Raw genomic sequence first — 26,446 nt, 5'->3', positions numbered from 1 at the left:
TGAATTTTACCTTCCCATCCATCCGCCGTCAACGGTTAGCGTGATTCCACTCACATAGTTGGATGCATCAGATGCAAGGAACAAAACCGGGCCTTTGAAATCTTCCGGCATGCCCCATCTTCCGGCAGGTATCCGGTCCAGAATGGCCTTGCTGCGAACAGGGTCGTTTCGTAACGCTTCGGTATTATCCGTATTGATGTAACCGGGAGCGATGGCATTCACATTGACACCTTTTCCTGCCCATTCATTGGCAAGTGCTTTCACCAAACCACCTATTGCACTTTTTGCGGCCGTGTAACCCGGTACATTAATTCCGCCCTGGAAAGTTAATAAAGAAGCTGTGAATATGATTTTACCATAACCTCTTGCCACCATTTCTTTACCCAATTCCCTCGAAAGAATAAATGGAGCATCCAGATTGATGTTTAAAACCTGATCCCAATATTCATCGGAATGCTCTGCGGCAGGCTGGCGGAGAATAATTCCTGCATTATTAACAAGGATATCAATTTTTGGATGATCGGTTTTTACCTGATTGATAAAGGCATATAATTTTGCACGATCTCCCAAATCAACCTGATACGGATAAAACTTCCGGCCGGTTCGCGTTACTGATTTTTGAATTTCACTTTCAGCTGTCGTCAGCGAAGAAGAGATTCCGATTATGTCTGCTCCGGCTTCTGCCAGGGCTTCCGCCATCGCTTTTCCAATTCCTCTGTTACATCCGGTGACAAGTGCGGTTTTTCCTGATAAGTCAAATAATTGATTGGTCATTAATTAAGATTGGATATTTGCATTATGGGGGTATTAGCCTCTTTTGAGCGTCAAAGGAGTATCTCCTTTGCGTCAACGAGTTTAGATCGAATTATTAGAAATATCAAATAACGAATTGTCTTTTTTTGTGCAATCGTTGTCGGGAACGTTGCCGGGAGGGGAAAATAGTCAAGTAACTTCCCTTCTATTTCGCAATTAGTGTGTTATTTAGTACATTCACTAAATGTTGCGATAAGTATTTTTAATTGAATATTATATTGGAGTAAACCAAGTTTTTCTTTGGAAACAATTACAATAAAAGATATTGCACGGGCTCTTAATCTGTCAACATCTACGGTATCTCGGGCTTTGCGAAACAGCTACGAGATCAATACGGAGACCAAAAAACTGGTGATGGAATATGCCGAGAAAATGAACTACCGGCCCAATCCGATTGCCCTGAGTTTAAGAGATAGTAAAAGTAAATCGATCGGTGTAATCATCCCTGAAATTGCCAACAATTTTTTTTCCCAGCTTATCAACGGGATCGAATCGATTGCTTACAATCTGGGTTATCACGTTGTGATTTTTCAAAGTCACGAATCGTACGAGCGTGAGGTAGCAAATACAAATTACCTTGTGTCCCGTAAAGTGGACGGCTTGTTGGTATCACTTTCCAGTCTGACCACAAATCTTCATCATTTTGAAGAACTTATGGAAAAAGGGCTACCCATTGTCTTCTTTGACCGCGTTCCCAATGAGATTGAAACGCATAAAGTAGTTGCTGATAATTTTTTTGGAAGTTATGAAGCAACCGAACATTTGATCAAAACGGGTAGAAAAAGGATAGCCCATATTACCAGTCCGATTTATCTTTCCATTACGACGGAAAGATTGGCTGGCTACAAGAAAGCGCTGGAAGATTATGGAATTGCGTTTGATGAATCTTACGTGAAATACTGCCATCATGGAGGCAAACTTGCCAGTGAAAACGAAGCCGCCATGCAGGAATTACTGGATATGGCCGAGCCGCCGGATGCAATTTTCCCGGCCAGCGACCGGCTTACAACGGGTTGCCTGGCTGTTTTACAAAAAAATAACATCAGAATTCCCGACGATATGGCGATTGTCGGTTTTACAAATATTGGTGTAGCGGAGCTATTAAATCCACCGCTGACCGCAGTTGTGCAACCTGCTATGGAAATGGGGCAGCAGGCTGTTGAACTTTTGATAAAGCTGATTGAACATCCCAAGAAAACCATTGAATACGAGACAAAATCTTTCAGAACTTCTCTCATGATCCGCGAATCGTCAACAGGTAAAGTTCATGCCTGATCTGACTTTTTTTAAGTTATTCTTCTGATTATGAATGGTCCCGCAACCATTAGTGTGCCTTTATCCGGCGGTTTATTTAATTTCCGGGCTGCCGGTGTTGCCGTTGTGAATGGGAAGTTGCTTTTGCATAAAACGTCTGCCGATAAGTTCTGGAGTCTACCAGGCGGCCGGGCCGATATGTTTGAAACAACAAAAGAGACCCTGCTGCGTGAAATGATGGAAGAAACGGGCATGACTGTTTCAGTTGAACAGCTGATGTGGATCGTTGAGAATTTCTTTGAGTATAACCAAATCCGGTATCACGAGATCGGTTTTTATTACAGGATGCAATTTGCAGATCTTAGGGATCAAAATGATTTTGTTGTCGTTGAAAACGGTTCAGAGCTTTTATTTCACTGGCATCCGCTCGAGGAACTTGCTGCTATTAAAATACATCCCAATTTCATCACCGCAGAACTGATCAGCGATAATACGTCCCCAAAGCATGTCGTACTAAATTCAGACAATCTGAACTTAGGTTGAAAACCGGGTATTTTGTTTACTAATCTCGTCAATATTTATTTAAAAATAATACTCTATTAAATTTGTAGGATAAATAGATTAACAATACATTTGTTTTATAATCAATACAACCCTGGCAAATATGTATTATGAAATCGAGGATGAGGTAGGAAATATTTCTACTATCCAGCTGAAAGAAAGAATTGCTGACGAGCGTGATGAAGCTTTAAAAGTGGGTGACTTTGCGCCTTTGTTTTATCTGAAATCGGATGAAGGTTCACCGGTAACGTCTTTAACAGGCTTGTCTGAGTCGAATGATTCAAGATCTTTGATTGAACTTCTGCGTTCCAAGCCACTCGTTCTTAGTTTCTATTGTACCTGCTGGGGAAGTTATGCGCCTAAACATCTGGCCTTCTTACAGGAAATAGCACCCAAAATTGAGGCTTTAGGCGGACAGCTATTAATTCTTACCAATGAAAGTCCAAAGTATATTGAGCGTTTGCTGAAAAAGCTGGATACTGATCTGACGATCTTCCATGATAGAAACCATAACGTAGCGCGTTCTTATGGTGTTTTTTCAGAAACATCACCGATTTGGGATCGCATCGCAGGAATATCAGAGGAAGTATTCACCCCGTCACTTTTTGTGGTCGGCAAGGACAGAAGAGTAGGTTACACTTTTGTAGATGAAAATTTTGATAATACGCCAGACGTAAAAATACTTCTCAAAGAAGTTTACGAATGGAAGGATAAAAAGTAATAAGTATTTATTGAAATGTCCCCGCGTCTTGCTGACTGCTATCAATTATATTTGAAGCATTCCGGCAACTGGTGCGGGGATTTTTATAGTGTTATACAATCACAACAGCAGTTTTATGTCCTCTGTCAGAGCAGAAATTAAATCCAAACTCCCGAAGGTGGGTACTACCATTTTCACAACCATGTCCAGACTGGCAGAAGACCATAAGGCAATTAACCTGGCACAGGGTTTTCCGGAGTTTGACTGTTCTCCGGATTTACAGAAACTGGTTGACAAATATACACGGCTGGGCAAAAATCAGTATGCACCGATGGCGGGAGTGCTGCCTCTACGGGAAGCAATTTCAGAAAAGGTATTTAACGCGACGGCTACGGAATATCATCCTGAGACAGAAATTACAATAACAAGCGGTGCAACAGAAGCGCTGTATGTGGCCATCAGTACGGTCGTGCATCCGGGAGATGAAGTGATCGTTTTTGAGCCTGCTTATGACAGCTACGTTCCGGCCATTGCGTTAAACGGCGGCGTTCCGGTTTTTGTCACACTGGATCCGCAGTATGATAAGATCGATTGGGAGATTGTTGCTTCCCGTATTTCGGAAAAAACCAGGGCAATCGTGATTAACACGCCGCATAACCCGACGGGCAAGGTCTGGACGCTGGAGGATCTACAAAATCTGACTGCCCTTGCTGCTGGACATGATCTGATCGTGATTAGCGATGAGGTTTATGAGCACATCATTTTTGACGGCCGGGTACATGTTTCTGCTTCTTCACTTCCTGCTTTGGCAGAACGCACCTTTGTCTGCGGATCATTTGGCAAAACGTTTCATACCACAGGATGGAAAGTGGGATATTGCCTGGCTCCGAAAGATCTGACAGCTGAATTCAGGAAAATTCATCAATATCTGGTTTTCAGTGTAGTTACTCCTTTTCAATTTGCTTTGGCCGAATATCTGAATGAACCTGAGCACTATCTTAAGTTATCGGCCTTTTATGAAACAAAAAGAAATTTGTTTGTTGATGCCATTAAAGACGTTGGGCTTGTTATTAAAGCTTCGGAAGGAAGTTTTTTTCAGAACGTGTTTTACGGAAATTTATCCAATGAAAATGACTTTACATTGGCTAAAAGGCTTACCATTGAAGCTGGCGTAGCATCCATTCCGGTGTCTTCTTTTTATGATAAAGTGGTTGATTATAACGTTTTAAGATTTTGCTTTGCCAAAAATGACGACACACTATTAAGAGGAGCTGAACTTATTCATAAAATTATTTGGTAGATATAAAATTTACAGAAAAAAGTCGTATACTTGTATGACAAAATGCTTATTTTATGAAAACCATAGGCTATGACATGCCGGTTAAAAGCGCTCTGCTTGTAGCGCGGGAGCCGGAGGTAATGTATTTTTCAAAAAAAAGGGTAGGGGAGTTTTCTGTTGAAAGTTTTCAGGCACTTTCTCAAAAACTGTTATTCACGCAACTCGAATGGGCTGCTATTCTGCATATCAGCGATCGCACTTTACAACGATATCTTAAAGAAGGAAAGCCATTTGAGGGTTTATTTGCAGAGCATTTGTATCAGCTCGAAAACATGGCAGAATTAGGTCTGGAAGTATTTTCTGATCCCAAAGCTCTTGAAGAATGGCTCAGAAAGCCAAAACAAATCCTTGAAAACACGATCGATTTTTCGACTTTGGAATCTTTCTGGGGCGTTAAGCTGATTTGTAATGAGCTTGGCCGTATTGAATATGGTGTGTATATATGATTGTGTACAGGCTGGCTGCCAAAAAATATATTGACGACAGATCAGGAATCGGGGCGAAGTTATACGGAGGAAGATGGAATCCGGCCGGTCAGTCCTGCATTTATACCAGTGCACATATCTCTCTGGCTCTACTTGAAAAATACGTTCATGCGCAATCCAAAGAAAATATGGAGCGCATTGCCCTGCTAAAAATTGAAATTCCAGACAATGAAGGTTTGATCTTTCATGCGAATGAAACAAGGTTCAAAACCTCATGGACAGAGGATGTCTCCTATTCTCAATGGCTTGGCGGGCAAATATTAAATGATTTGTCAATTCTGGCTTTTACTGTTCCTTCTGCGATCATCCCTTCTGAAAGAAACGTTATCATCAACCCGCTTTCCAAAGATTTTAGCCTTGTAAAATTTTTATTTCCAACCGATTTTACAACTGACTTCCGGCTGCTGAACAAACTTATTTCCTAGCTATTTTTTAAATAAAAGTGCTTTGATTGGCTGTATACGGGTAATGATCAAGGTTGGAATGAGCAGGATCAATCCGGAAACGATGATCGTAACGACGTTGATCAGCGCGAAAATTGCCCAGTCGAATACGATGGGAACGGTGTCCATGTAATAGTTTACCGGGTCAAGCGGAATGATTTTGAACTGATGCTGCAGCCAGCAAAATAGTAAACCGACTGCGTTTCCGATGAGAAGACCTTTTCTGACCATATGCAGACCAACCCGAAAGAAAACCATTCGTATTTGCCGGTTTGGGCTTCCAAGTGTTTTCAAAAGGCCAATCAACGGCGTTCTTTCCATGATCATAACCAGCAGGATTGAGATCATATTAAAACAGGCAACAAAGAGGATCAGGGAAAGAAAAACAGCTGTGTTGCGATCAAGTAAAATAAGCCAGTCAAATATCTGCGGAAAGCTGCTTGTTACTTTCTGAAGATAAACTGCTGGTGGCAGCAATTTCCTTAACTGGTTTGAAATATCATCCAGTTTCTCAAAATCCTTTAGATAAATTTCATAAGTGCCAACAGAATCTGGTCCCCAGCCATTCAAACGCTGTACAAGTGCCAGGTCTCCGATAATAAGGGTATTATCAAATTCTTCCATTTGCGTATCATAAATTCCGCAAACAACTAATTTTCTTGGTCGTGGCGGATTCTGGAGGGAATACATAATCACATCATCACCGGCTTTTAGCCGAAGTTGTGAGGCAATTTTTCTGCTGATTACGATCTCTGACGAGTAACCGTATTTCAAAGATGAAGAGTCTTTATGACCAACCAGCCTGCCTTCTACCAGGCTTTTGCTAAAAGTTTTCCAGTCATAGTCTTTCCCTACACCCTTTAACACAATCCCTTTTATTTCATCTTTGGTTTTTAGAATACCGGATTTCATCGCAACCGTTTGCCATCGGGCTATCTCCGGCATTTTGGGAAGTTGCTCTGAAACAGGGTTTTTTATTGGCAGCGGACCTTCTTCATACGTATTTCCCATCGCAAAGGCACTGATGTTGATTTGCGCTCCAAAGAGAAATATTTTTTGCTGAATAGTTTGTTTAAACCCCAGAAGTACAGCAAAAGCGATAATTCCAACTGCTACGCCAATCGCAATACTTGCAATTCCGATACGTGAAACGGTTGCAGAAAATGAGCCGGCTTCGTTGTGGCGTATGCGTTTGGCAATGAATGAAGGAAACTGCAAGAGTGTGAGGCCGGTTAAATTTATATTTTGGCAAAAATAGGGAAAAACCTAAGAGGGATGAAACGAAGAATTGCTGACCGCGATGTTTTTTAGTAATGGAATGAATATTATGACCTGCTTAGATCCGTATCGACAGGGATTCATTTTTAAATCTAATAATCCAATTCTTCTCCTTATTTTTTTGTTAAGTTGCTGTATGGTTCGTTTTGAAATAAAAAAATGATCTTTTAAACTGATTGCAGACTAAATATGCCACAAATAAAAGTAGCTTCCGGGGTGGTGAATCAAACTCCGATGGCCTGGGAAACCAACACTAAAAATATCATTCATGCAATAGACGAAGCCCGGAAACAGCAGGTAAGCTTGCTTTGTTTACCTGAACTTTGTATTTCCGGATATGGCTGCGAGGATTATTTTTTCGCTCCTGACCTGGTAGAGCAGGCACAAAAATGTTTGATTGAAATTGTTCATGAAACTGCCGGCATAGTGGTAGCAGTAGGTTTGCCGGTAAGGCATAATAATAGCTTGTACAATGCGGCCTGTCTTATCGCTAACAAACAGATTTTGGGTTTTTACTGCAAACAAAACCTGGCAAACAACGGCATCCATTACGAAGCGCGCTGGTTTCGTCCCTGGCAGCCCGGCGTTATTGATAGCATTGAGGTAAACCAGATGAACTACCCGATTGGGGACGTTATTTTTGATTTGTCGGGAAGCCCTTTGCAGGGAGGCTCACATGGCGTGCGAATTGCTTTTGAAATCTGTGAAGATGGCTGGGTTTCCAATCGTCCTGCCCGCCGGCATTATGAGCGGGGTGTGGATATCATTTTAAACCCAAGCGCAAGTCATTTTGCTTTTAATAAATTCATGACCCGTGAGCGGCTTGTTGTGGACGCTTCGCGCTCGTTTTCATGTAGTTATGTGTATACCAATTTGCTTGGAAACGAAGCCGGACGTGCCATCTATGACGGGGATGCGATGATTGCCTCTAATGGCGATCTTCTGGTTACGAGCCCGCGTTTTAGTTATGAAGATTTTCTGATCACAGCGGCTGTGATCGATACCGATTATACCCGGTTGAGTCAGATACAAAGTAAAATAGCGGCATTAAATAAAGATAAAAGCTGGCGTGTAGTGGGCCGTTTTGATTTTCCGGAAATGGATCCGGTATTGCCGCAGGTTGCGGAAATGGAGCCGTTTGAAAAAGGCGGTGCATTAAAAGAAGAAGAATTTGCGAGGGCAGTTTGTCTTGCTCTTTTTGATTATTTAAGAAAAAGCCGTTCAAATGGTTTTACGATTTCACTTTCCGGCGGTGCTGATTCCTGTGCCTGTACGGCGTTATGCGGACTCATGATCCGGCTTGCTGATGAAAGCATCGGTATGAAAAGGTTTAAGGAGAAATTATCCTATATCAAAGGTATCCAGTCGGCAAAAACGGAGGAGGATCTTGCTCTGGCACTTATCCACAATATTTATCAGGGAACGGAAAACAGCTCCGAAGATACGTTGGAATCGGCTCGTTCGCTGGCCCATTCGATCGGTTCTACTTTTTATAATATCAATATCAACGGCCTGGTTGAAACCTACAAAGGGTTAATCGAAGAACAGATTGGGAGGCAGCTTTCCTGGCATGACGATGACATTGCGCTGCAAAACATTCAGGCGAGGGTACGGGCTCCGGGTGTCTGGCTGTTGACCAATTTGTCAAATCATTTATTGCTTTCAACTTCTAACCGTTCCGAAGCAGCCGTTGGTTACGCGACGATGGACGGAGACACTGCGGGAAGTATCAGTCCGCTGGCGGGTATTGACAAGCATTATCTGAGACAATGGCTGCGCTGGCTTGAAACGGCCGGCTGTGAGGTTAAAGGAAAGCATATTAAAATTACAGGACTAAAAAAGGTAAACAGTTTGCAGCCAACCGCTGAACTACGTCCGCAGGCACAAAACCAGACGGATGAAGTAGACCTGATGCCATATGATTTCCTGAATGAGCTGGAAAAGTTGTCGATCCGGGATAAAAAATCACCGGTTGAGTCATACCGGAATTTGGTTGTGCGTTATCAGGGGCTTTACTCAGGAGAACAAATTCACGCCTGGACTGAGCGTTTTTTTAAATTATGGAGCCGCAATCAATGGAAGCGCGAGCGGTACGCACCGTCTTTCCATATGGACGATCTCAATCTGGATCCACGGTCCTGGTGCCGGTTCCCGATACTGTCGGGTGGTTTTGAAAGGGAACTGGAAGAGTTAAAGGAATATGTTAGAGGTAACCCCGCGCAGGGATCCCGAAAAAGAATCGGATTTTAATTTTGTGAAATACTCAAAAGAGAACCATGGCTTTATACGTATTTCCGTGGTTCTCTTTTTTACTATTTGGCTGCCTGTCATCTAAAGCAATCAAATCGGGTTACAAAATCTTATTCCCACCTGAAAACCAATCCAGCCATAAGATTTTGATTTGGAATCAGGATTTTTGCCAATCCAGAGTGGTTTTACGATTCCCAGGTTTGCCGGATTAATCAAATCTTCTTCATCCCCCGTTAACCAGTTTACGGATGGTCCAAGAAATAAGGCAAAGCGCTGCCCCAGTTTCTTCTCAACACCCAACGAAAATCTGAAATGTCCGGCAGGAATCTCATCTTCATCCAGTTTTTTTATAAAAACTGCATTGGCTGTTATATCCTGATTAAGCATCCATCCCTTTCCCAGATTTTGAGCAGTACCAAAGCCATAACCCAATGTGCCTAACGGTTTGTTATCCAATGTTCCGTTAAAACCTATTGAGAAGATGTTGTAAAACCGTTTCATTCCGGTTTTGAAAGAAAAATTGAAGTAATTGAACTCACTGGCTGCAAATTCATATCTGCGGTAACCGTTTCGTTGAACGTAACTGAATAAGCCAAATGGCGTTGTTTCAGAGTAATCGGCGTAGTTTGCAAGACCGATCTGATGACCGGTTTGTACATTTTTGGCATAATTAAATGTGGGCGAAAACTGGTATCCGTTTAGTGTTCCGGCTAAAACATTACCCGCGCCGGCAAACTGAAATCCCTGGAAATTTTTTCGGGTATAGTTTATCAGCGGACTTCCCTGAAACCCTTTAAAATTACCTAAGGTAAGATTCAGGAAATTGGCGTATTGAAATCCTGTTACATCATTCCCAACCAAATTACCAATACCTGCCAGCTGAAATCCGGAAACATTTCCACGGACAACATTCAGGATCGCTCCAAGTTCCAGTCCGTTTACTCCCAGTGAATAACCGGCGAAAAGGTTAAGAGACACCTTATTGACGATATTTCCGCTCAAATTGTGATTTGTTCCCAGAAATGGCAATATAGACGCCTGGAATGGACGATACAAGGTATCGGTTATATTTCTGATGTTAACCGCCTGTTTGGCTGAGGCAAACGCTTTTCCCAGTTCCGTCTGGACGGTTTGATATGTCTTTTTCAGTTTCTGATACTGCTGCCTGGCCAACGCTTCACTGCTATTGGTTGAAATAGTGGAATCAAAAACAGTGTAATTGTAATCAGGAATTTCAATCCGCTGGTAGAGAGAATCGGTGCGCGGAAGTATTCTGGGCGAAATTGTGGAAAGCGGCCTGAGCGTATCAGGATTTAAGGCAATTGGCAGGTAACGATCCTTCCGTCCTGGTATCGAAATGGATCTTCCGGTGTAATCTTCTTTTCTTATTTCCAGCCTGAGCGAGGCTGCAGCAGCTGGCAGCCTGATTTTGTAGTATCCGTATTGATTGCTTATCGTTGACGCCAATGTCACAGATTCGTAAATACTGGCGTTGGCCAGTTTCTCTCCGGTAGCATTATCCAGAATATAACCGTTCAGATTAAAATTTGCGGGCGTTTCACTTTCCTTTGTCTCCGGAAGATTCTGTAAAATAATATATTTTCTACGCTCTTTGTAGCCGACCTTGCCCCTGAAGATTTCGTTTAAAATTTCTCTTACACTTCGATTCGTAACTTGTAAAGTGATTTTTCTTTTTACATCAATTACATCAGGACTATAGGAAAAACTAAAACCACCCAGCTCACCGAGTTTTCGCAACGTTTCATCGATTTGCAGGTTATTGACGCGGATTGAAATTTTCTTTTCCAATAAATCCTGAGCCGAAGCACTTTCGGATATAAAAGAAAAAAAGAAAACCAGGAAAATGCAAAAGGGGAAATAAAACGTTTTCAATGGAAGCTCGGGAATTTATATCAAATGATTGAGTAAGTCCTGGTTCAGGCAAATGATCGGACAGGAAAGGTCATGGCTGGCAGCCGGAACCTTCGAGCCAATAGGTCTGTCCTTCTTTCCGGACTGTCAGATCCAGCGTTTCGGCAATGACGGAAAGTGTGGCATCAACGGGCTCTTTTTCAAATCTAATGGTGAGGCGGCACTGTGCCAGTCTGGTGTTTGAAAGCCTTAAATCAATATGATAACCACTACGGATTGAGGATACTACATCTTTTAGATTGGTAGCATGAAAGTCAAAAATCTTTGTCTTGTATCCCAAAATGTTTAAATCCGGGATGATGCTTTTTACAGTATCTGACAGTACCTCTGCACTTTCTCCTTTGGTTAAAAGAATTTTACTATCCGCTTTTTTTACCTCCACTTTACCCGTAGCTACATCCACACGAACAGGTTTTTTATCATAAGCCTTCACATTAAATGAAGTTCCTAAAACCTTAACTTCGGTTCCGTTTGCATGAATTATAAAAGGGTGTGCGGTGTCAGGTTTAACATCGAAAAAAGCTTCTCCCTGTAAAGAAACGCTTCGTAAATCACCATCGAAATTTTCGGGATAGGTTAATGTAGAATTGTAATTCAAAAAAACTTTTGATCCGTCGGGCAAAATTTTCTCTATTGTTTGGGTCGTAGTTGCAACTTGCAAGTACTGGGAGTCACTGTTTTTTCTCAAAAACAAAAACAATCCTGACGCCATAATCACCAGGCTGATTGCCGCGGCCATCCACAATGCAACGGGCAGTTTTCGGCTGTACTGTAAATTTTGTTTCTCTGTATTTGGAAAGTGATTTTTTGGAATCTGTCGCTCATCCATTTTGGATCTTACCTTATTCCAGGCTGCATTTGTATCGACATTTATTTTGTCATGTATTGATTTGGTAGTATTCCAGATGTATTGATAATCAGTGAATTCCTGTTTATTTTCCGGAGATTTGGCAATCCAGTTCTCTACCTGGATTATTTCTTCATCCGTAGCCGTTTTAGAAAGATAGCGGGTCAGCAGCTCCTCCGGTATATTTTCATGAGATGTGTTCATGGTTACGGTTTGGTTAGCTGTTCAACAAAAAAATAAACTGATAAAAATAAAGAAGGAAGATAGTCGGCCAGGGCAGTTCGTAGTATTTTTAATGCTTTTCCAATCTGGTTTTCAACTGTTTTGATCGAAATGCCAAGCCGGTCTGCGATTTCCTGATGTTTTAATTCTTCAAAACGGCTCATCCGAAAAGCTTTCTGGCATTGCTCCGGCAGATTGCCAACTGCCTTTTCGATCCTTTCTTCTAATTCATTTGCATGAATGGCTTCGGTCACCGATTCGTGGGACTGCGGAATAAAGCGTTCGGCATATTCTTTGTGCGCTTCGCGAACGGAAGCATGCTTAAAGCGGTTCAGACAATGATTGTGAACGGACCTGTACAGATATGATTTTAAAGAAAGCGTTATTTCCAGATCACTTCGCTTTTCCCATATCGTCAAAAAAACAGTTTGCACTACCTCCTCCGATTCTTCTTCGTCTTTCAGCAGCGAACACGCATAATTGCAGAGTCTCTCGTAATATTTCCGGAACGTCTGCTCAAATGCTTTTTCATCACCCTGCCGGATTGCATTTACTATCTCTGGGTCGGAAGGGTACACGGATTTACTTTTTTGATTTGAGGTCAAAAATATAAAATCTCTTTCGATAAGTGGGTTCCGATCAGTAAGTGCAATAGATGGCACGATAGATTTCTTTTTCTATGTGACAATCCGTCAGACCTTTCCCCCTATGTGATGACGGGAGAATTAGAAATAAAATTTTGCTTCTGTAAGAGGCTGTTTTACTTTATCATTCCATATCTGGCTCGTGCAGCTGCTTTGGACATACCATCGAAATGCCACCATTCCGTAGTATTTTGTTTAAAACCTGACCGGGTCATTGCGGTGCGAAGGATCTTTCTGTTAGCAACCTGGCGCGCGGTTAATTTTCCAAGTCTTAACATTTCCTGTTCCAAGCGGGGATAAGCCAGCGGGCCGAAATAATCAAATTTTGTTCCCATATCCAGAGGAATTCCTTTTTCATCAACTACTGTTAAATCAATAGCACATCCGAAGTTGTGATTACTTCCTATTTTCGGATCAGCAACATATTGCGTTTTACTTCGCTTCGGGATATTCAGTGCATCCAAAGCGTTCCATAGTTCATATTGCGCAGAGTTTGGCCGGGCAGCGTCATAAATTAAAAACCGGTATCCAGGATTTGCCTTTTGGAGCAGTTCATGCGCATGCAGCAATCTTTTTGCCATTTCAGGTTGTAAGTAGGCTCCGGCCAGTTCCCCGTAAACGTCCTTTCCGATAAAATTATCTTTCGTTGAGTATTTTAAATCGACCAGGACAGAGTGATCACTTTTCTGAATATCAATCAATCCCCTGTCAATCATCCTTTGTTCAATTTCCGGAATTCTCTCAGTTCTGGAGCTGGTTCCGGATTGTGCAAAAGCGGTCTGAGTAAAAAATGGTATTAAAAGTATTTGGTAAAAACGCATAAAAAAATGAATACCTGTTGCCATAGATAGCAAAGGTATTCATTTGAGATATATTTGAGAATTACAGGCTCAGGTTTCAGTGAACCGAAGAACTTAGTATCTCCTGATTTTAAAACTTGTAAGGCCACCTTGGTAGTGAACTATGATCTTCTTCTCGGCCGAAGCAAAGCCAGGGGAACGGTAGAGATTGTCGCTTACTCTGTCAAGACCGTCAAAATTCCTGGAATTCAAAGCGCCATCCATGTGCATTTCGCAGCCCACTGATTTTGGTACCTGCAATGTTATTGATGCAACTCCGGCTTCAATGTTTACATCTGTATTAGCCATTTTATCTCCTAACCGAATATCCATATCAGCCACACCGGTGCTCACTTTCAGTTTTTCAACACGGTAATTGCTAAAATCAAAGTCTCCTTTTCCGGCACCAATGCCAAGATCAATATTCCAGATTGGCTTTTCATTCAAATGAATTTTTGCCTCATTTGAAATTTTGCCCTTGTTGATTTTAACATTTCCTTCTTCCATTTTTAGATTTACCGTTGCCGAATTATCCAGTTTATTGATGGAAGTGTTAGACAAAAAACCTACTAAAGAACTCTGTGTATTTGCTTCGTAAAGCTTGGTCGTATTTCCATCGACGGTAAAAGATCCTGCCCCGCCTTCGAGATTGAAGTTTGCTTTTTGTATAAAATCTTCCATTTCATACTGATACGATCCTTTAATCGCTTTTTTGCCATCTCCACGTTCATTTAGATACTGCTCGTCTTTATCGCTGTTATTTTCCTCTTCGTCATTATCCTCCTCTTCGTCATCTTCATCGTTGCGGTCCCAGCTATCGTGATCATCATCCCATTTGAAATTCCAGTTGTCCCGGTCAAAGGCGCGGTCGGTTCGGTTGACAATTCCGCCAAAAACGGCCAGTGTGATACAAAGAGCGACAAATCCTCCGGAGAATCCACCGTCTCTGCGTGTTACGAGCAACACGATTCCTGCTAAAATCAACAACGCAGGCCAGTAGGGAAGCACGCTGCTCCAATCGATATGAATGAGATCCATATTTCGTAACAGCCAGAACGTGCCCAGCAAAACGAGTAATCCTCCCCAAACAATTCCTCTTGAATTTCTCATAATTTAAATATTAGAGTGGTTGGACGATGAGTTCATATAGTGACGAAGTAATAAAAGTCCTCCGGAAGCGATCATGATAATCGGCCAGAAGAAACGGCCAAAATCAAAGTTTGTGATTTCTTCAACAAGGAAGAGTGAGCCGGAGATAATCAGAATTACGCCCCAGAAAATATTTCGAAAGTTCATGGCTAGGTTATTTAAATGTGGATTAATGAATTTAACTCGATAATCAATTCACTTTAATGATCCGGTCATCATCGTCATCATCTGGCTTTTTGCTTTCCGGATCTTCCGGAAAATGCGAAGCAGGAGTCGATGAGGAAGGGGTAAAAGGATTGTATGGCTGCGGATCGGGTTCTGCCGGTTCCGTTGGCGGAGGTGTAGTCGGATACACGGTCGTATTCCCGTTTTCCTGTGCTTTGTCCCGCTGGCGAAGGATCAGAAAAGCACCAAGACCAATTAACGCGATAGGCCAGAAAACTTTTTTGATATAATACCATTGTGGAAGGTCATCCAGAAGCATAACTGCTCCGAAGAAAATCAGTGCGCCTCCTAAAATCATAATGGTCTGCTCAGATCTTTTTTTGTCCGAAGCCGGATCCGGAATCTTTGAACTGCTTGAATCGAAGGCTGTGAAAGTGTCGGCAGCAGATCCGGTTGGGAGTACAGCCCACAAAATAATATATATAATTCCTGTCCAGCCAAAACTCGGTGGTACCGGAAGAAACAGCATTACAACGAACAGAACGCGGATTATGACAACATCTATTTGAAAATACTGGGCAAGACCGGAAGCAACTCCTCCAAATACTGCCTGATCAGGTATGCGGTGCAATTTCTTTTCCATGATTAGTTTAGCGTTTATTTGTAATCAAAGGTAGTGGGTTATGCAAGATACTGCAAGCCGGAAGTTTATTATCGGCAATGTGGCGTGTTAAATGGTTATTTTGGAGGGTTTAGGATCAAAAACTGTGATAACCGGAAAGAAATTCCTTTATAGATAATTAACAAATTATGGTAAACGAAGCAAAAAGCGACTCACTGCTCTTCCAGTGCTTCCAGAATATCCATCATACTTCCGAAATCCTTATAACCAGGACGGATTTCTTCGCTGCCCCTTAAGGCAATGCCGATGGAAGGGAAAAGCTCTGTAAGTGCGCTTACAGAATATTCATTGTCAAGGCCAAAGCCTACGAGTATCGGATATTCTTTGGACAAGTCTCCCAAGATCTGCATCCATTCGTCGGATAACTCTGCTTCATTATCACTTTCCAGCAGGAAGTGGGAAACGTCTCCTTCATACCGGCTTAATATGGAATTGATTTCGCCGGCCTCATAGGTATCCACACTGATACGCAAAATCAGAGGGAGATTAAGCTCGCCATGAAGATAGCTAAGCAAACCTGACGCTTCTACCTGCACGGCATGTACAGGATATTGGCTTAATGCCTTAATGATATCTTCCGGGTTGGTCTGTGAAGTTTCAGCGATTAGTGTAACGCCGGCCAGCCAGGAGCAGATATCCTCGAATTTTTTTGGAGAGATGTAATTTGGGGAGTCTTCGTCAATTGAAAAACCAAGCATTTCGACACCCATTCCCGCGCAGTAACGCGCATCGGATAGGTTAGTAACATTGCTGATTTTTACGGTTCTGGTAAGCATGTGGCGGCTGATGTTTGAAAATACAAAGATAGACATCAGAAATATAAAATGCCACGAATACACAAATGGTCACCAATTCTATTCGTGATTATTTGTGTATTCGTGGCAAAAACCTTACTTCGCCGAAAACTTATACATCGTCGTGGTATGGTAAGTTTCCCCTGGTTTTAATGACGTTGAAGGAAACTGAGGCTGATTTGGAGAGTCAGGGTAATGTTCAGTTTCAAGACAAAGTCCGAATCTTTTGCTAAACGTCGCATTTTTACCTTTCAAACTTCCGTCCAGGAAATTTCCTGTGTAAAACTGAACCGCAGGCTCCGTTGTGAACACTTCCATAAACCGTCCGCTTTCAGGATCTTTGACGGTTGCGAATGGGATAAGTCCGCTTTCTGAGCGTTTAATTACCCAGCAATGATCGTATCCACCACCGTTTTTGATTTGTTCATCTTCTGTTTTATTGATTCCTGCGCCTACAACAGTTGGTTTTCTAAAATCGAAGGGTGTTCCTTCCACCGCACGTAATTTTCCTGTTGGAATAAGATCCGCGCCAACCGGAACGATGCTGTCGGACAGAATTGAAACTTCATGTCCAAGAATATCATTTTTCAATCCAGATAAATTAAAATAAGAATGGTTTGTCAGGTTAAGAACCGTTTCCTTGTCTGTTGTAGCCGTATAATCGATGGTAAGTGAATTATCGTTTGCCAAAGTGTAAACCACTTTCACTGTAAGATTTCCCGGATAACCCTCTTCCATGTCCTTGCTGGTGTATTCCAGCTGCAAACCAACGGTAGAGTCTTTTTTTACTTCTGTTGCTTTCCAAAGAACTTTATCAAAACCTTTTTTACCCCCGTGAAGAGAATTTGGTCCGTTATTGATCGCCAGGTTATACTCTGTTCCGTTCAGTTTAAATTTGCCTTTCGCGATACGGTTTCCGTATCTTCCTACGAGAGCTCCGAAAAAAGGATGCTCTGCCAGATACGGCTGTAAGGTATCAAATCCCAGAACGACATCCGCCCATTCTCCTTTTTTGTCCTGAGCGGTAAGTTTGGTAATGATGCCGCCATAGTTGGTAATGTTGACAGTCATACCGTTTGCATTTGTCAATGTGTACAACTCGGCTGTCTGGCCATCAGGAAGTTCTCCGAAAATTTCTTTGGAAATGGTACTGATCATTGTTTGTTCTTTACTTGTTTTGGAGCAGCTGAAAATAGCCAGGGCCATCAGCGCAGTGAATAAAAAGGTAATTTTTTTCATTGGAAAGGATTTAGAGTTTGCGGCTTTTTTAATTTGTTTCGTACTGGTCTTTTTATAACCAAACGAGCCCTTATCGTTGTTTGATTATTTTAACTCCTCCGTGCCATCTGTAATTTTTACCCGGTAGCATGGCAGGTCAATTCCATATTCTTCTTTATAAACACTTTTCATGTTTTCTTCGAACGCATCAACTCCGTCGATTTTTACAAGATTAATCGTGCAGCCCCCAAAGCCGCCTCCCATCATTCTCGCACCGAGCACATCACTGTTGTCCAATGTTTGCTCTACCAGAAAATCAAGTTCAGGACAGCTTACTTCATATTCATGCTGTAATCCCTGATGTGTTGCATACATTTTTTTACCAAAACTGTCCAGGTCTCCCTGTACCAGCAGGTCGCAGGCATCCTGCACCCGTTGAATTTCTTCTGTCATGTATTTGCATCTGCGGAAAACCACATCGCCCAGTTCTTCCTTGTGCAAATTAACAAATTCAGGCGTTGTGTCTCTGAGACTAAGGATTGCCGGATCGTATTTTTGCAGGATTGAAACACCTTTTTCACATTCCAGTCTTCTGGTGTTATACTCCGAGCTTGCCAGCGAATGTTTGACGCTTGTATCACAAAGCACCAGAAGGTAGTCCTTCATTGGGAATGGGAAATATTCATATTCCAGCGACCGGCAGTCAAGCCTGATAACCGATTCTTCCTTGCCAAATGCAGAAGCAAACTGATCCATGATACCGCATTGCACGCCTACATATTCGTTTTCTGCTTTCTGAGACATTTTTACAATCTCAAAACGATCCAGGTTCAGTTCAAAAAGCTCATTCAGCGCAAACAAAAGACAGCATTCCAGGGCAGCAGACGACGATAAACCAGCACCAACCGGTACATCCCCGCCAAAGCTGGTTTGAAAACCGCCAATTTTTAGTCCTCTTTTTTGTATTTGTTCAATAATCCCGATCTGGTAATGTGGCCAGGACTGTTCCGGTTTTGACAAATCATCAAGTGAAAATGAATAGGTTTCATCCAAATCAGCCGCATGAAGAATAACCTGACTGTCCGTTCTGGGTGATATAACAAAATATACTGCTTTGTCAACGCTGGCAGGAAGTACAAAACCATTGTTGTAATCGGTATGCTCGCCGATCAGGTTAATCCTGCCGGGGGAACGAAAAACACGAGGCTGGACAGAATCGTCTTCGCCAAATTTTCTGAAATATTTATCTTTAATCTGATCTGCAATATTGGTTTCTTCTGTAAACATTACTGACTGTGGAATAGAAATTTCGTTTTTAAATACTTGGTATACAGGCTCGGTTGTTTGAAGTTATAAGAATTGGAATCGCCGACTATTTAATATCCTTTGCCTAAATTGACTTCATCGATGATGTCGCTTCCGTTTTCCAGTACAAAAATGTTATTCAGGAACAAATCTACTTTGCCAAGATGCTCATCTCTGCGTCCGCCGCCGGTATGCTGCGTCAGTAAAACGTTTTCCATTTTCCATAACGGACTTGTTTCAGGCAGAGGTTCAATTTCTGTAACATCCAGAACTGCGCCCGCAAGATGTTTGGAATTAAGCGCTTCAATCAGTGCGTTCTCATCCGTCGTGCTGCCTCTTCCCACGCTGGCATAAACGCTATGTTCCTTCATCGCTGCAAATAGTTCGGCATTTGCAAAATGTGTAGCTGTGCCCGGCAGTGTATTAATTACCAGATCTGCGTAAGGCAGCTCATGAAAAAGTTCCTCGCGGCTGTGCAAATCCGCTGCAGGAGAAGTTCTCGCCAGCATGTGTGTGTGTGCTCCAAAACCTTTTAAAATTTCAACGGCAGCCTGAGCAATTGTTCCTGCACCGAGTATCACCACGTTTTGCTGGTATAAAATCCGGAGATCTGAACGGAGTTTAGCACCCAGCCATTCCGATTTCTGTTTCAATAAAGTCAATGTATCCAGTCCACGGTACAAAGCGGCAACGCCTGCAACAATGGTTTCCGCACAGGGTCTTGCAAACCAGTTACCCATATTTGCAACCTTGGCGCCGTCGTTTAATTTAACAGAGGAATACTGATCAAATCCTGCTGAATCAAGCTGCCAGAATTTTAAATTTGAAGGTGTATCGGCAAACCAATCCAAAGGTGGGTTACCAAGAACATAATCAGCGGAGTTAAAAATATTTTGTGCTTCGTTTTTATCTTCAATCTCCGAATTGAAATGCAATGTATGCTGTGGTGTCAAAACCTCGATAAGTTTGCTGCGAAGTGTTTCGTCCAGAGTTGTATGGCAATAGATAATCATATTTTTTTGTAATTAATAGAGATCAGTAGTTCCGTTTTGTTTCAATAATTTTGAACAGATTCAGAGCAATTAAATTGTATCAGAACCGGGAGTGACCGGGCATTTGACATTTACAATCGTTCCTTTACCCGGTTCGCTTTCCAAAGAAAATTTTCCTGAAAAAGCGGAAGTACGTTGTTTAAGGTTCATCAACCCATTTCCGCTGCTCTTGTTTTCCCGGTATACAAATCCTGTTCCATCATCTTTCATAGTAAGGTCGAGATAATCGTTTTCAATGCAGAGGCTAATGTAAACGTTTTGCGCCTGGGAATGACGTACAATGTTATGTAAAATCTCTTTATAAACTAAAAACAAATTACGCCTGTATTCGGCCGGGATGCGTGAATCGACTTCCTCCGGCGGGAAATCCAGATGCAACTCAATTGGTTGGTGTTCAAAAAGTGCATAGGCCGTTTCTTTGGCACGAAAAGAAAAATTGGTGACCGAGTCGTGTGCGGAATGCAGACTCCAGATAATCTCCCGCATTCGGGCAATGACCTTTCTGGATGTTTCCCCAATGATATTGACCGTATCTGTCGCGCCCGATTCCTGCCCGTTCATCTGACGGATTGCTGCATAACTCATCACACTGATGCTGCTTAGATCCGCACCAAGTTCATCATGCAGGTCTCTGGATATGTCGTCCCGTATACGCATCAGCGCAGATTGTTTCTTTTCATTTTCAAGTAATTGTTCGATCAGCTGATCCTGGGCATCGATTTTTTCAAGCTCGTTTTTCCTGTTCTTAACCGACATGCCTAATGTGAAACATAGCACCTCAAGAATTACCCCAAATTCCATAAACGTCACCGGAAATGTCAACGCGTTACCGGGGTTACGATCAAATACAGCAGGAATAAAATTGATCGTGAGTGCCGTCAGACAGCCTAGAACAAAAAACAAAGAGCCGGCGATGAAATAACCAATCGCAGCCTGGCGCAGTTTCAGTATTCTTGGTACCACAATTAACGCACCAAAAGCGATAACACATCTGAAAATGATGTAGTTATTACTTTTTATCAAATTTGAAGCATCAGTCAGATAAAGCACCAGATCAGCGACCATTTCGATAGCGATGATGATAGTCATAATTCTTAAAACCCGGTTGCTAAACGGGTCGAGCCGAGGAATTTCGATCAGCAATACCGCAAAACGGATATAAAGTAAAAAGGCCAACGACTCGACAATGACCACTTTAAAGTTGGTTCCGGGAAGGTAGTTGGCTTTGCCATAATCGATATCGTCCCAGTAAAAAGTTATGATCATGCATAAAATGTACAATGCATACTGCCAGTAAATTGCCCTCCTGTGTTGTGTGAAGGAAAAGAGGGCGTAAAGGGCCATCATACACAGCATCCCATCGAAGAAGAGACGCAGCTGTGGGTAAGGGATGGTCTGAAGAAACATGCTTATTAGTGATGTGTTAGGGGTTACGCAAAATTGATAACATTTCTTTAACCTGGGAAAAGGTTAATTCCGGGCCAAAAAATGCTTTGCTTTTATTGAACTGTAAATATAGTGCACAGAACTAACCCGTTATGAATGAAAATGGTAAAGTCTAAAATAATTATTGCAATAGCCGTTTTGGTCAGTATTTCAGTGGGAACAAACCTGCGGGCCCAGAAATTAAATGTGCTAAAAGTAAAAACGGTAAGTGATCTTCATTCATTTTTCCAATTTACAGGAAACGATGTGATGCTGATTGCCGGTCATCGTGGCGGAGTATTAAAAGGTTTTCCTGAGAATTCAATTCCAGCTTTGGCAGAGATTTTAAAACACACTCCCGCTTTTTTTGAGATTGACCCCAGGCTGACAAAGGATAGTGTAATTGTTTTGATGCACGACGCCACACTTGATCGCACCACGACGGGTAAAGGAAAGTTGTCGGATTACACTTATTCGGAGCTGAAAGCGCTCAAATTAAAAGACGGATTCGGGAATGTTACGGAATTTGTAATTCCCACTTTATCCGAAGTTATAATCTGGGCGCGTGGTAAGACCATCCTGAATCTGGATCATAAGGATGTCCCGCTTAAAATGACAGCAGATCTGATCCGTAAACATCGGGCAGATGCTTTTGTGATGGTTACCGTGCACAGCCAGGCGGAAGCCAGGTTTTATCTTGATGATAACAAGGATCGCATGTTTTCTGCTTTTATTAGAACAAAAAAGGATTTTGAAGGTTACGAAAAAGCAGGAATTCCTTTCTCACAAATGATCGCCTACATTGGCCCGCAGGTGAAACCTGAAAACAGGGAATTGTATGAGCTGCTTAATAAAAAAGGAACAATGTGTATGATTTCCGCGGCGTCTTCCTATGATAAACTTAAAATTGAAGAGGAAAGAAAAGCATCCTACATTTCTATTCTAAAAGATGGTGCTTCGATTCTGGAAAGTGATTACCCAATTGATGCCGCAGCTGCAATTCAGAAAGACATAAAACAAAGTAGCCCAAAGAAGGAATTTTTCGGCAGACAGTGACTTTTGATGTCTCACGAATTGCGGTGTAAAACCACTTTTGCTAACGGCAATCAAACTTCGGCAATCACGGTGTTGCCAGAATAACGCTAAAAGGTCAGTTTAAGAGCCGACGGTCGACAGTATTTTAAGCAACTTGCACTAATCTACTTTTTTATAGTTGTAGGTTGAATCACTGCTTACCTGTAGAATCAGTTTGCCCGGTTCCAGGCGGAAAGGGATGGTCTTGTTGGCAAGACGGCTAAGATAAACACTTTCGAAATTCATATTTGGACAGGCCATTAGTGTTCCTGAAAATCTCCCGAAGTGTAGTTTTTTACCCTGTATCTCCATGGAACTGCTAAATTCGTTACAGCCGGCAAAAGCAAATACCTGGCTTAAAGTCAGATTAAGTTCAAGTCTTGGCAAACCTTTCGGGAAAGCAGGAATCTCTATCTTATTGTTGTTGATACTTTCTAAAACCCAGATATCATTGAGCCTGTAATCAGAAAGGTAAGAGCCGCAGCCTTTATAAGTTTTGTCGCCATAACTTACTTCAAGCGTTTTGGGAAGTTCTTTGCCGGTCATGCTGTCATCGCAGGGGCGGTCATAAATAACAATATTCAGGATTTCTGATCCTGTTTTAACCCGGTAACTTGTTGCTGCCACGTCCTGCAAACGGATGCCCGCCGGTACACTCGTGCGAATGGTATCACTTTGTGCAATTTTGAACAGGATTTCCTTATCAAAGTTAATTTCCAAATACCAAAACGGCTCATTTCCGGAAGCGACAAAATCTACTCCGTTTTCAAGCTTGGTCATTAACTGGTCGGAATATTTGGCTGGTCCTTTTTCTCCATAATCCATTGGCGGCGTATGGTTACTGACCCTTTGCTGCTGGCTGCAGGCCATTAACTCAAACAAAACCAAAAAGATTATCCATGTATTTTTCATTCAGTTATCGATTGGCATTACAAATTCTTAATAATAAACTTAGGCAAAAAGGTCAGCAAATGAAATAACTAAATTTTGGCCAGTATTTTTTTTCCTCTGGATTTAAAAGCGGCTGTTTCATATTCAATATTTTCCTGAATAATCAATTTCAACTCATTTCTGATTTCGGGATAAATCTTCGAGAAAATGTAAAGTATGTGAAGTGAGAATGCTTTTACTGCAACCGGAGTTTCCCGCGTTTGAATATAATCAAAACAGGTACTCATAACCTTTCCATGGAATTCTTCCGGAATGTCGATGTCTTCTAAAATCCTCAGGCTGTTTCTTATCACCGCGTCATGCACATCCTTTCGTCCCAATTGATTAACGAGGGAATGTACGTAAGGTTGTATCATCTCCGGTTTTTTACGTGCTGCCCAGCTTACACTCCACGCCGCTCTCTGCGCCAGCCTGACTTCATCTGACAGAAAACAATTGATAAGTTCTTTGAAATTGCTTTCTGTTGACACTGCAAATTCAGAAATGCGCAGTGCCTGCTCCTTAAAATGAATCTGATCTCTCAAAAGTTCTTCCCGAATATTCATTTTGGGTTAAAACTGATTTATTCCTTTCTAAGCACCAATATAGATCATTTTGTAAAAATGCAGGTACATCTATGGTGATTTTAAATGTTTTATTCTTTAAAACTTCCTATGGTCAGAATCTGTGATTTGTTTGCGGTAAATTTCACTTTCATTGTTTTAGAGCCATATTTAACTGATTTTGTCTGATCAATTGCTGAAACCAATGTAGCCGAAACGAGCTTACCGTTTTCCCAGTTTTCATCAACCGTTATGTTTCCACGCGCTTTCAGGCCTTTCACCTGTCCTGTTGTCCAGGTGTCGGGTATAGCGGGTAAAAGTTCAATTGTTCCGGTTTGTGATTGCAGCAACATTTCCGCTACACCAGCCGTAGATCCCATGTTTCCATCGAGCTGAAACGGAGGGTGTGCGCATAGCAAATTGGCATAGGACCCGCCACCATCGGCCATGTTTGTACCTTTTTCGGCGACAGGGCGCATCACACTTTTGAACAGTTTATAAGCCCGGTTACCATCCTGCAGGCGAGCCCAAAAGTTGACTTTCCAGGCAAGCGACCAGCCGGTTCCATCATCGCCACGGGCGTTCAGGCTCACTTTTGCCGCCTTAGTTTCGGCGGGTGTAGTGATGATGGAAATTTGTTTTCCGGGATGAAGAGCAAACATGTGGGAAACGTGCCGGTGTTTGTTTGTAGAATCATCAATGTCTTCTCTCCATTCCTGTAACTGGCCCCAGCGCCCAATTTTTAGAGGCAGGATTTTATCCTTAATTTTTTGAGCCTGCGCTGCAAATTCTTTATCTGTTTTCAAAATTCCGGCAGCCTCAATTGTATTAGCTAAAATGTCCCACGCAATTTCATGATCCATGGTTGCTCCGGTTGAGATTCCACCCTGTTCCGGCGAATAAGAAGGCGAAGAAACCAGGTGCCCCTGGCCGTCATCAGAAAGGTAATCCATCCAGAACAAAGCTGCTTCCTTCATTACCGGATAAGCTGTATTTTTAAGATAAACCTGATCTTTTGTAAACGCATAATGTTCCCACAAGTGCTGGGAAAGCCAGGCTGCGCCACCCGGAAAGAATCCCCAGGGGAAGTCCCAGCCCGGAGAAGTGTATCCATACGCATTTAACATCGTGTTCACTGTCCAGCCTTTGGTTCCAAAAAACTCTTTTGCAGCCAGCTTACCAGGTTCAACAAGGGATTTGGTGAAATCAGATAATGGCAGAAAACATTCAGAAAGATTGGTCACCTCAGCCGGCCAGTATATCATCTGGATATTGATGTTCGTATGATAATCATTGGTCCACGGTGGATTCATACTGTCATTCCATTTTCCCTGAAGGCTCATAGGCATCGTTCCCGGACGTGAAGCCGAGATCATCAGATACCTGCCATATTGGAAATACAATTCTTCAAAACCGGAATCAGGATTTCCTTCATGGTAAAGTTTCTGACGCAGGTTTGTCGGAGAATCGGCTAAGGAAGTATTGCCAAGCTTTAACGAAACACGGTCAAATAATTTTTTGTAATCCTGCTGCTGCTCTTTAAACAGATTATCAAAATTTTTGCCGGAAATTCCCATCATAACTGTTTGGTTGATTTTCCTGTAATCATTTCCTTTATACGTTGGAAACGACATCAGATAATCTGTTGAAGCTGTGTGGATCAACGTAACAGTGTGTGCATTGGTAACTGTGAGAATCCCGTTTTCGAAGTTTACTTTTCCGTCCGTGTCAACCCGGTAATCCGTTTGGAACTCCTGGTGGTTGTCTTTCAGGCTACCTCCGAAAGTATAGATGTTTTTATCAAATTTTTCATATTTCTTTTTGTGGGGCGTAGTGAAACGAACGGAATACGTTTCAGGTGAAGAAGAAGTGAACTTGTAAACCATGACTTTGGAAGGATAATTTCCAAAATAAGTCCGCTCGAATTTATCCTTTCCTGCCAGGTAGGTTACTTTTCCAACCGCATTTGAAATATCAAGTTCTCTGCGATAATTGGTTATTGCTCCCTTGTGAGAAACGCTCACGTACAAATCGCCCATGGTTTGCTGGGCTCCAAAATCAGAGGAAGGCGTGTTTTCCTTTTTCTCATGAATTTCTCCTGTTAAAGTTGCATTGGCCAGTTTATGTGCTTCCTGCATTTTTCCCTGCGCCATGAGTTCTCTTACTCTCGGAAGATTTTTATAAGCATCTTTTCTAAGACCGAAGTTATAATCTGCGTTGGCATTTTTCCCGCCTGCCCACAAACTGCCTTCCGAAAACTGCAAACGTTCTTCTGCCGGGTCGCCAAAAAACATTACACCGAGATAACCATTGCCAAGCGGAAGCGCCTGAGTCATCCAGTCCGTTGCCGGGGCGTCATACCAAAGTTTAAGTGGTGTTATTTCTGCTTTCTTTTGCGCAAATGCAAAAGTCACCGTCAGGAATGTAAAAAGAAGAATTTTGGGCAGCAACGATTTCATAAAATTGGTTTAGGATTTCGGGT

At 42.2% G+C, this 26,446-nt stretch carries 25 protein-coding genes; 8 read left to right on the top strand and 17 right to left on the bottom strand.

Features of this window, described 5'->3' with window-relative positions:
• Positions 1-6: 6 nt before the first annotated feature.
• On the bottom strand, positions 7-774 hold the full coding sequence (kduD, locus tag E0F88_RS10310) for a 2-dehydro-3-deoxy-D-gluconate 5-dehydrogenase KduD (RefSeq protein WP_131958149.1): 768 nt from the start codon (positions 772-774) through the stop codon (positions 7-9).
• 279 nt (positions 775-1,053) lie between these two features.
• Between kduD and E0F88_RS10305 the strand changes: the two genes are divergently transcribed.
• From E0F88_RS10305 to E0F88_RS10280, 6 genes are all read left to right on the top strand, one after another.
• Positions 1,054-2,088, top strand: a complete 1,035-nt coding sequence (locus E0F88_RS10305) for a LacI family DNA-binding transcriptional regulator (protein WP_131958148.1) — start codon at positions 1,054-1,056, stop codon at positions 2,086-2,088.
• Between the two features lie 30 nt (positions 2,089-2,118).
• Positions 2,119-2,610, top strand: coding sequence for an NUDIX hydrolase (locus E0F88_RS10300; protein WP_131958147.1), 492 nt, complete (start codon positions 2,119-2,121; stop codon positions 2,608-2,610).
• Between the two features lie 121 nt (positions 2,611-2,731).
• Positions 2,732-3,349: a peroxiredoxin family protein gene (locus E0F88_RS10295; protein ID WP_131958146.1), complete on the top strand. Its 618-nt coding sequence runs from the start codon at positions 2,732-2,734 to the stop codon at positions 3,347-3,349.
• A gap of 115 nt (positions 3,350-3,464) precedes the next feature.
• A complete protein-coding gene (locus E0F88_RS10290) occupies positions 3,465-4,628 on the top strand; it encodes a methionine aminotransferase (protein WP_131958145.1) in 1,164 nt (387 codons plus the stop codon).
• A 53-nt stretch (positions 4,629-4,681) separates the two neighbouring features.
• A complete protein-coding gene (locus E0F88_RS10285; protein ID WP_131958144.1) occupies positions 4,682-5,113 on the top strand; it encodes an Xre family toxin-antitoxin system antitoxin in 432 nt (143 codons plus the stop codon).
• A complete protein-coding gene (locus E0F88_RS10280) occupies positions 5,110-5,577 on the top strand; it encodes an RES family NAD+ phosphorylase (protein WP_131958143.1) in 468 nt (155 codons plus the stop codon). The genes E0F88_RS10285 and E0F88_RS10280 overlap by 4 nt, the downstream gene beginning before the upstream one ends.
• On the opposite strand, the gene E0F88_RS10275 is transcribed toward E0F88_RS10280, so the two are convergent.
• The gene (locus tag E0F88_RS10275; protein ID WP_131958142.1) at positions 5,578-6,813 is read right to left on the bottom strand and encodes an ABC transporter permease; all 1,236 of its coding nucleotides are present in this window, start codon (positions 6,811-6,813) and stop codon (positions 5,578-5,580) included.
• Between the two features lie 249 nt (positions 6,814-7,062).
• Here E0F88_RS10275 and nadE point away from each other — a divergent pair, with 249 nt between their 5' ends.
• On the top strand, positions 7,063-9,123 hold the full coding sequence (gene nadE / locus E0F88_RS10270) for an NAD(+) synthase (protein WP_131958141.1): 2,061 nt from the start codon (positions 7,063-7,065) through the stop codon (positions 9,121-9,123).
• Positions 9,124-9,213: 90 nt separating this feature from the next.
• Here nadE and E0F88_RS10265 read toward each other — a convergent pair whose 3' ends face one another.
• The 12 genes from E0F88_RS10265 to E0F88_RS10210 form a co-directional block, all read right to left on the bottom strand.
• Positions 9,214-11,016 (bottom strand): STN and carboxypeptidase regulatory-like domain-containing protein, encoded by a 1,803-nt coding sequence (locus tag E0F88_RS10265; RefSeq protein WP_229213724.1) that lies wholly within the window; start codon positions 11,014-11,016, stop codon positions 9,214-9,216.
• A 70-nt stretch (positions 11,017-11,086) separates the two neighbouring features.
• The gene (locus E0F88_RS10260) at positions 11,087-12,106 is read right to left on the bottom strand and encodes a FecR family protein (protein WP_131958140.1); all 1,020 of its coding nucleotides are present in this window, start codon (positions 12,104-12,106) and stop codon (positions 11,087-11,089) included.
• A gap of 2 nt (positions 12,107-12,108) precedes the next feature.
• Positions 12,109-12,702: an RNA polymerase sigma-70 factor gene (locus E0F88_RS10255; protein WP_229213723.1), complete on the bottom strand. Its 594-nt coding sequence runs from the start codon at positions 12,700-12,702 to the stop codon at positions 12,109-12,111.
• Between the two features lie 182 nt (positions 12,703-12,884).
• A complete protein-coding gene (locus E0F88_RS10250; RefSeq protein WP_229213722.1) occupies positions 12,885-13,613 on the bottom strand; it encodes a M15 family metallopeptidase in 729 nt (242 codons plus the stop codon).
• A gap of 69 nt (positions 13,614-13,682) precedes the next feature.
• Positions 13,683-14,717 (bottom strand): toast rack family protein, encoded by a 1,035-nt coding sequence (locus E0F88_RS10245; protein WP_131958139.1) that lies wholly within the window; start codon positions 14,715-14,717, stop codon positions 13,683-13,685.
• 3 nt (positions 14,718-14,720) lie between these two features.
• The gene (locus E0F88_RS10240) at positions 14,721-14,903 is read right to left on the bottom strand and encodes a LiaI-LiaF-like domain-containing protein (protein WP_131958138.1); all 183 of its coding nucleotides are present in this window, start codon (positions 14,901-14,903) and stop codon (positions 14,721-14,723) included.
• A 43-nt stretch (positions 14,904-14,946) separates the two neighbouring features.
• Complete coding sequence (locus tag E0F88_RS10235; protein WP_131958137.1) at positions 14,947-15,564, bottom strand: PspC domain-containing protein; 618 nt, start codon at positions 15,562-15,564, stop codon at positions 14,947-14,949.
• A 191-nt stretch (positions 15,565-15,755) separates the two neighbouring features.
• Positions 15,756-16,379: a hypothetical protein gene (locus E0F88_RS10230; protein WP_131958136.1), complete on the bottom strand. Its 624-nt coding sequence runs from the start codon at positions 16,377-16,379 to the stop codon at positions 15,756-15,758.
• A 114-nt stretch (positions 16,380-16,493) separates the two neighbouring features.
• The gene (locus tag E0F88_RS10225) at positions 16,494-17,636 is read right to left on the bottom strand and encodes an aldose epimerase family protein (protein ID WP_131958135.1); all 1,143 of its coding nucleotides are present in this window, start codon (positions 17,634-17,636) and stop codon (positions 16,494-16,496) included.
• A gap of 84 nt (positions 17,637-17,720) precedes the next feature.
• Positions 17,721-18,902 carry a galactokinase gene (locus E0F88_RS10220; protein WP_131958134.1) on the bottom strand — a complete coding sequence of 394 codons (1,182 nt, stop codon included), beginning with the start codon at positions 18,900-18,902 and terminating at the stop codon, positions 17,721-17,723.
• A gap of 89 nt (positions 18,903-18,991) precedes the next feature.
• The gene (locus E0F88_RS10215) at positions 18,992-19,933 is read right to left on the bottom strand and encodes a D-2-hydroxyacid dehydrogenase (RefSeq protein ID WP_131958133.1); all 942 of its coding nucleotides are present in this window, start codon (positions 19,931-19,933) and stop codon (positions 18,992-18,994) included.
• Between the two features lie 69 nt (positions 19,934-20,002).
• Positions 20,003-21,379, bottom strand: a complete 1,377-nt coding sequence (locus tag E0F88_RS10210; protein WP_131958132.1) for a sensor histidine kinase — start codon at positions 21,377-21,379, stop codon at positions 20,003-20,005.
• A 135-nt stretch (positions 21,380-21,514) separates the two neighbouring features.
• On the opposite strand from E0F88_RS10210, the gene E0F88_RS10205 reads away from it, so the two are divergent.
• A complete protein-coding gene (locus E0F88_RS10205; protein WP_220466264.1) occupies positions 21,515-22,453 on the top strand; it encodes a glycerophosphodiester phosphodiesterase family protein in 939 nt (312 codons plus the stop codon).
• A 138-nt stretch (positions 22,454-22,591) separates the two neighbouring features.
• Here the strand turns inward: E0F88_RS10205 and E0F88_RS10200 are convergent, their stop codons facing one another.
• The 3 genes from E0F88_RS10200 to E0F88_RS10190 all read right to left on the bottom strand — a co-directional run bounded on the left by E0F88_RS10200 (position 22,592) and on the right by E0F88_RS10190 (position 26,423).
• Entirely contained in the window at positions 22,592-23,383 is a 792-nt protein-coding gene (locus E0F88_RS10200) for an META domain-containing protein (protein WP_131958131.1), read from the bottom strand.
• A gap of 68 nt (positions 23,384-23,451) precedes the next feature.
• Positions 23,452-23,967: a HEAT-like fold family protein gene (locus E0F88_RS10195; RefSeq protein ID WP_131958130.1), complete on the bottom strand. Its 516-nt coding sequence runs from the start codon at positions 23,965-23,967 to the stop codon at positions 23,452-23,454.
• A gap of 89 nt (positions 23,968-24,056) precedes the next feature.
• Entirely contained in the window at positions 24,057-26,423 is a 2,367-nt protein-coding gene (locus E0F88_RS10190; RefSeq protein WP_131958129.1) for a glycoside hydrolase family 95 protein, read from the bottom strand.
• Between the last annotated feature and the right edge of the window lie 23 nt (positions 26,424-26,446).

Source organism: Dyadobacter psychrotolerans, assembly GCF_004349265.1.
Taxonomy (GTDB): domain Bacteria; phylum Bacteroidota; class Bacteroidia; order Cytophagales; family Spirosomataceae; genus Dyadobacter; species Dyadobacter psychrotolerans.
This window is presented reverse-complemented; position numbering and strand designations above follow the sequence as displayed.

Excerpts from the sequence above, each read along its gene's own strand:
- kduD (WP_131958149.1), bottom strand. The coding sequence starts at position 774 with ATGACCAATCAATTATTTGACTTATCAGGAAAAACCGCACTTGTCACC.
- E0F88_RS10300 (WP_131958147.1), top strand. The coding sequence starts at position 2,119 with ATGAATGGTCCCGCAACCATTAGTGTGCCTTTATCCGGCGGTTTATTT.
- E0F88_RS10295 (WP_131958146.1), top strand. The coding sequence starts at position 2,732 with ATGTATTATGAAATCGAGGATGAGGTAGGAAATATTTCTACTATCCAG.
- E0F88_RS10290 (WP_131958145.1), top strand. The coding sequence starts at position 3,465 with ATGTCCTCTGTCAGAGCAGAAATTAAATCCAAACTCCCGAAGGTGGGT.
- E0F88_RS10285 (WP_131958144.1), top strand. The coding sequence starts at position 4,682 with ATGAAAACCATAGGCTATGACATGCCGGTTAAAAGCGCTCTGCTTGTA.
- E0F88_RS10280 (WP_131958143.1), top strand. The coding sequence starts at position 5,110 with ATGATTGTGTACAGGCTGGCTGCCAAAAAATATATTGACGACAGATCA.
- nadE (WP_131958141.1), top strand. The coding sequence starts at position 7,063 with ATGCCACAAATAAAAGTAGCTTCCGGGGTGGTGAATCAAACTCCGATG.
- E0F88_RS10260 (WP_131958140.1), bottom strand. The coding sequence starts at position 12,106 with ATGAACACATCTCATGAAAATATACCGGAGGAGCTGCTGACCCGCTAT.
- E0F88_RS10250 (WP_229213722.1), bottom strand. The coding sequence starts at position 13,613 with ATGGCAACAGGTATTCATTTTTTTATGCGTTTTTACCAAATACTTTTA.
- E0F88_RS10245 (WP_131958139.1), bottom strand. The coding sequence starts at position 14,717 with ATGAGAAATTCAAGAGGAATTGTTTGGGGAGGATTACTCGTTTTGCTG.
- E0F88_RS10240 (WP_131958138.1), bottom strand. The coding sequence starts at position 14,903 with ATGAACTTTCGAAATATTTTCTGGGGCGTAATTCTGATTATCTCCGGC.
- E0F88_RS10235 (WP_131958137.1), bottom strand. The coding sequence starts at position 15,564 with ATGGAAAAGAAATTGCACCGCATACCTGATCAGGCAGTATTTGGAGGA.
- E0F88_RS10230 (WP_131958136.1), bottom strand. The coding sequence starts at position 16,379 with ATGCTTACCAGAACCGTAAAAATCAGCAATGTTACTAACCTATCCGAT.
- E0F88_RS10225 (WP_131958135.1), bottom strand. The coding sequence starts at position 17,636 with ATGAAAAAAATTACCTTTTTATTCACTGCGCTGATGGCCCTGGCTATT.
- E0F88_RS10220 (WP_131958134.1), bottom strand. The coding sequence starts at position 18,902 with ATGTTTACAGAAGAAACCAATATTGCAGATCAGATTAAAGATAAATAT.
- E0F88_RS10215 (WP_131958133.1), bottom strand. The coding sequence starts at position 19,933 with ATGATTATCTATTGCCATACAACTCTGGACGAAACACTTCGCAGCAAA.
- E0F88_RS10210 (WP_131958132.1), bottom strand. The coding sequence starts at position 21,379 with ATGTTTCTTCAGACCATCCCTTACCCACAGCTGCGTCTCTTCTTCGAT.
- E0F88_RS10205 (WP_220466264.1), top strand. The coding sequence starts at position 21,515 with ATGAAAATGGTAAAGTCTAAAATAATTATTGCAATAGCCGTTTTGGTC.
- E0F88_RS10200 (WP_131958131.1), bottom strand. The coding sequence starts at position 23,383 with ATGAAAAATACATGGATAATCTTTTTGGTTTTGTTTGAGTTAATGGCC.
- E0F88_RS10195 (WP_131958130.1), bottom strand. The coding sequence starts at position 23,967 with ATGAATATTCGGGAAGAACTTTTGAGAGATCAGATTCATTTTAAGGAG.
- E0F88_RS10190 (WP_131958129.1), bottom strand. The coding sequence starts at position 26,423 with ATGAAATCGTTGCTGCCCAAAATTCTTCTTTTTACATTCCTGACGGTG.